The organism is Streptomyces sp. 8K308, assembly GCF_004348315.1.
Taxonomy (GTDB): Bacteria; Actinomycetota; Actinomycetes; order Streptomycetales; family Streptomycetaceae; genus Streptomyces.
The window spans coordinates 1-4,424 of sequence record NZ_SMKC01000466.1 but is presented as its reverse complement, the minus strand read 5'-3'; the positions used below and the strand labels follow the sequence as shown (position 1 = coordinate 4,424).

At 72.9% G+C, this 4,424-nt stretch carries 3 protein-coding genes; 2 read left to right on the top strand and 1 reads right to left on the bottom strand.

The window, feature by feature from the left end:
* Positions 1–25 precede the first annotated feature (25 nt).
* Positions 26–3,112, top strand: coding sequence for a ThuA domain-containing protein (locus E1265_RS34055; protein ID WP_132934819.1), 3,087 nt, complete (start codon positions 26–28; stop codon positions 3,110–3,112).
* Between the two features lie 56 nt (positions 3,113–3,168).
* Here the strand turns inward: E1265_RS34055 and E1265_RS34050 are convergent, their stop codons facing one another.
* A complete protein-coding gene (locus E1265_RS34050; protein WP_132934818.1) occupies positions 3,169–3,960 on the bottom strand; it encodes an SDR family oxidoreductase in 792 nt (263 codons plus the stop codon).
* 107 nt (positions 3,961–4,067) lie between these two features.
* Here E1265_RS34050 and E1265_RS34045 point away from each other — a divergent pair.
* On the top strand, positions 4,068–4,424 hold a 357-nt coding region (locus E1265_RS34045; protein WP_132934817.1), incomplete at its 3' end, for an SRPBCC family protein.

The following is a 4,424-nucleotide window of genomic DNA, read 5'->3' as shown; positions in this document are numbered from 1 at the left end:
CACCCGCCCCCAGCGCCGCGCCGCCCTGGCCGTCGTCGCGATCCTCGCCACGCTCTTCGGGAGCTTCCTCGGAGCCGGCGCGGCCGCGGCACATCCAGGACACGGCGCCGAGACGTTCAGCGCCCTCGTGTTCAGCAAGACCGCCGGGTTCCGGCACGACTCCATCGAGGCCGGCGTCGCGGCGATCGAGGAGCTCGGCGCCGAGCACGGCTTCGAGGTGACGGCCACCGAGGACGCCTCCGTCTTCAACGACGAGGACCTCGCCCGGTACGAGGTCGTCGTCTGGCTTTCCACCACCGGCGACGTCCTCGACGCCGACCAACAGGCCGCGTTCGAGCGCTACATCCGCGCCGGCGGCGGCTACGCCGGCGTGCACGCCGCCTCCGACACCGAGTACGACTGGGCCTGGTACGGCGGCCTGGTCGGCGCCTACTTCGCCAACCACCCGGCCCAACAGGACGCCACCGTCAAGGTCGAGGACCCCGCGCACCCCGCCACCGCTGACCTGCCGGTCCGCTGGGACCGCTACGACGAGTGGTACAACTACCGGGCCAACCCCCGGGGCGACGTGCACGTACTCGCCTCCCTCGACGAGACCACCTACACCGGCGGCTCGATGGGGGCCGAGCACCCGATCTCCTGGTGCCAGAACTACGACGGCGGCCGCTCCTGGTACACCGGCATGGGCCACACCGCGGACTCCTACTCCGACCCCCGCTTCCTGACCCACCTGCTCGGCGGTATCCGCTCCGCCGCCGGCGCGGTGGCCGCCGACTGCACCGCGTCGCTGACCGCGGGTTTCGAGAAGGTGACCCTGGACGACAACACCAGCAACCCGATGGAGCTGGCGATCGCCGACGACGGCCGCGTCTTCTACATCGACCGCAACGGCGCGGTGCGCGTGGTGCGCACCGACGGGACCGTGGTGACCGCCGCCACCCTCCCGGTCTACACCGGCCAGGAGTTCGGCCTGCTCGGGGTCGCGCTGGACCCGAGGTTCGAGCGCAACGGCTGGATCTACCTCTACTACTCGCCCGCCGGCGACGATCCCGTCGACCGCGTCTCGCGCTTCACCGTCCGGCGCGACGACACCCTGGACCCCGCGAGCGAGAAGGTGCTGCTCGAGATCGACGTCCAGCGCGACCAGTGCTGCCACGCGGGCGGCGCGCTGGAGTTCGACGGCGACGGCAACCTGTACATCGCGACCGGCGACAACACCAACCCGTTCGCCTCGGACGGCTACGCCCCGATCGACGAGCGGGCGGGCCGCGCCGCCTGGGACGCCCAGCGCACCTCGGCCAACAGCGCCGTCCTGAACGGCAAGGTGCTGCGCATCACCCCGCGGCCGAACGGCCACTACACCATCCCGCGGGGCAACCTCTTCCGGCCCGGCACGCCGGACACCCGCCCCGAGATCTACGCCATGGGCTTCCGCAACCCCTTCCGGATCGGTATCGACCCGACCACCGACCACCTCTTCGTCGCCGACTACGGCCCGGACGCCGGCGCCGCCGACCCCGACCGTGGGCCCGACGGCCGCGTCGAGTGGAACATCGTCGACGAGCCCGGCTTCTACGGCTGGCCCTACTGCGTCGGCGACAACACCCCTTACGTCGACCACGACTTCGCCACCGGCACCTCGGGCGAGGCGTTCGACTGCGCGGCGCCGGTCAACGACTCCCCGAACAACACCGGGCGCGGCCGGCTGCCCGCCGCCGTGCCGGCGGAGATGTGGATGGGCGCGTCGAGCACCGGCGTCCCCGAGATCGGCTCCAGCGGCGCCCCCATGACCAGCGGCGCCTACGCCTACGATCCCGATCTCGACTCCGACCGCAGGTGGCCGGCGTACTTCGACGGCAAGGTCGTCTTCGCGGACTGGAACGACGGCCGGCTGTTCTCCGTCCAGCCGGACGAGGACCGCACCGGCGTCGCCGACGTCTCCCGCATGCTCGCGGAGATGTCGTTCAGCCGCCCGCACGCCATGCAGTTCGGTCCTGACGGCGCCCTCTACCTCATCGAGTGGGGCAGCGGCTTCGGCGGCGACAACACCGACTCCGGCGTCTACCGGATCGACTACGTGCAGGGCAACCGGGCACCTGTCGCCCGCGTCGACGCCAGCCGCACCTCGGGACCGCTGCCGCTCGAGGTCACCTTCGACGCCACGGGATCCCACGATCCCGACGGCCAACCCGTCACCTTCGCCTGGGACTTCGACGGCGACGGCACCCAGGACAGCACAGAACCCACCGCCACCCACACCTACACCGAGCCCGGCCGGTACACCGCCCGACTGACCGTCACGGACCCCGACGGCCGCAGCTCCGTGTCCAACCTCGACATCACCGCCGGCAACTCCGCCCCCACCCTCGAGGTCACCGCCCCACTCGACGGCGGCTTCTTCGAGTTCGGCGACACCATCCGCTACCAGGTCACCGGCGCCGACGCCGAGGACGGCGAGATCGACTGCGACCAGGTCGTCGTCCAACCGGGCCTCGGGCACGACGAACACTCGCACGGCTACGAGCAGTACCGCGGCTGCGCCGGCACGTTCCCGCTCCCCGGCGACGAGGGCCACACCGGCGCCAACGTCTTCGGCACCGTGACGGTGACCTACACCGACCAGGGCTCAGGCGAGGCACCGCCGCTGACCACCCAGGAGGTCATCGTTCTCCAGCCCAAGCACCGCGAGGCCGAGCACTTCGACGCGACGGGCCGACTCGAGTCGGCGCCCGGCGGCGGCACGCCGGGTGTCCAGTCGGAGACCACCGGCGACCCGGCCGGCGGCGGCCGCAACATCGGGCACATCGACGACGGCGACTGGTGGGCCTGGAACCGCACCAACCTCACCGGCATCGAGGAGATCGGCCTGCGCGCCGCCTCCCCCGACGCCGGCGCCACCGTCGAGATCCGCACCGGAGACCCCGACACCGGCTCCACCGTGGCGACCATCCACGTCCCACCCACCGGTGACTGGCAGGTCTACCAGGACGTCACCGCCCAGGTCGACCCCGCCGCGGCACCGGTGAGCGGGCCGCTCTACCTCGTCAAGACCACCGGCCAACTCAACGTCAACTGGGTCGACTTCATCGGCCCCGGCATCGTCGAGAGCTGACCCGAAGGTGGCCGGCCCGCCGGAACGCCCCGGTCACCCCGGGGCGTTCCGGCGGCTCAACGACGGTCGCGCTGCGCGTCGGCGATCCGCCGGACCACGTTTCCGCCGCGCGGCGGTCGCCCACCGCGTTCGGCCAGGCTCGGGAACTGGCCGGCCAGCGCGCAGAGCAGCCGCAGCCGCAGCGGCGCCACATTGACCTCGCCGCGGTCCGCCTCGACCGCGCGGACGACGGCCGCCGCCACCTGCTCCGGCGTGACCGTGGGCACGCTCACCGGCGTCGGCTCACCGGCCGCCGCGAACATCCCCGCGTCCCGCACATAGCCCGGCTGCACGAGCGAGACGCCCACCCCGGAGGCCCGCAGATCGAGACGCAGGCTGTGCGCGAAGCCCCGCAGGCCGAATTTGGACGTGGTGTACATCGAGGACAGCGGCGTCGCCGCTTTCCCCGACATCGACCCCACGAACACGAGATGGCCCCGCCCCGCCGCCACCATGCGCGGAGCCAGCAGCCTGGCCAGCATCACCGGCGTGCGTAGGTTCACGTCGAGCGCCCGGTCGATCTGCTCGGGCGTGTACTCCAGCAGGTCCCCGGTGCCCGGCAGCGCCGCGTTGGCCACCAGCACGTCCACGTCCGCGCACTCCCGCGCCAGCCGCCGCACCTGCTCGGGGTCGGCCAGATCCGCGGCCACCACCCGCGCGCCGAGTTCGGCCGCCAACGGCTCCAACGCCTCCGCCCGGCGGCCGGAGAGCACGAGCGCGGCACCGTCGGCCGTGAGCCGACGCGCCAGCGCGCCGCCGATCCCGCCCGCCGCGCCGGTCAACAACACGGTCGCTCCAGCGATTCGCATCACGGTGCCTCCCACCGGGTGACGATAGCGAGCCCCCGACCCGCGTCGACAGAGCGCGTTTCGCGCCACCGAGGCCGAGACTCGGCACCCTCGTCTACGATCCGGCCGTGCCCCTCATCCGCCTCGTGCGCCAGTCCCCGCTGCCCGCCGCCGAGGCGTGGCGTCGACTCACCGACTGGCCGCGCCACGGCACCCACGCCCCCCTGACCCGCGTCACCGTCACCCCGCCGGGACCGACCAGGCCCGGCACCCTCGTCGTGGCGCGCACCGGCGTCGGCCGCTGGGCCTTCGACGACCCGATGGAGGTGACCGCCTGGCAGCCCCCGAACCACGCAGGTCGGGGCTTCTGCCGCCTCGACAAGCGCGGCTCGGTCGTGCTCGGTTGGGCCGAGATCGAGGTCCACGCCCGGGGCGCCGGGTCACACGTCACCTGGCGCGAGGACGTGCGGCTCAACCGGCTGCCC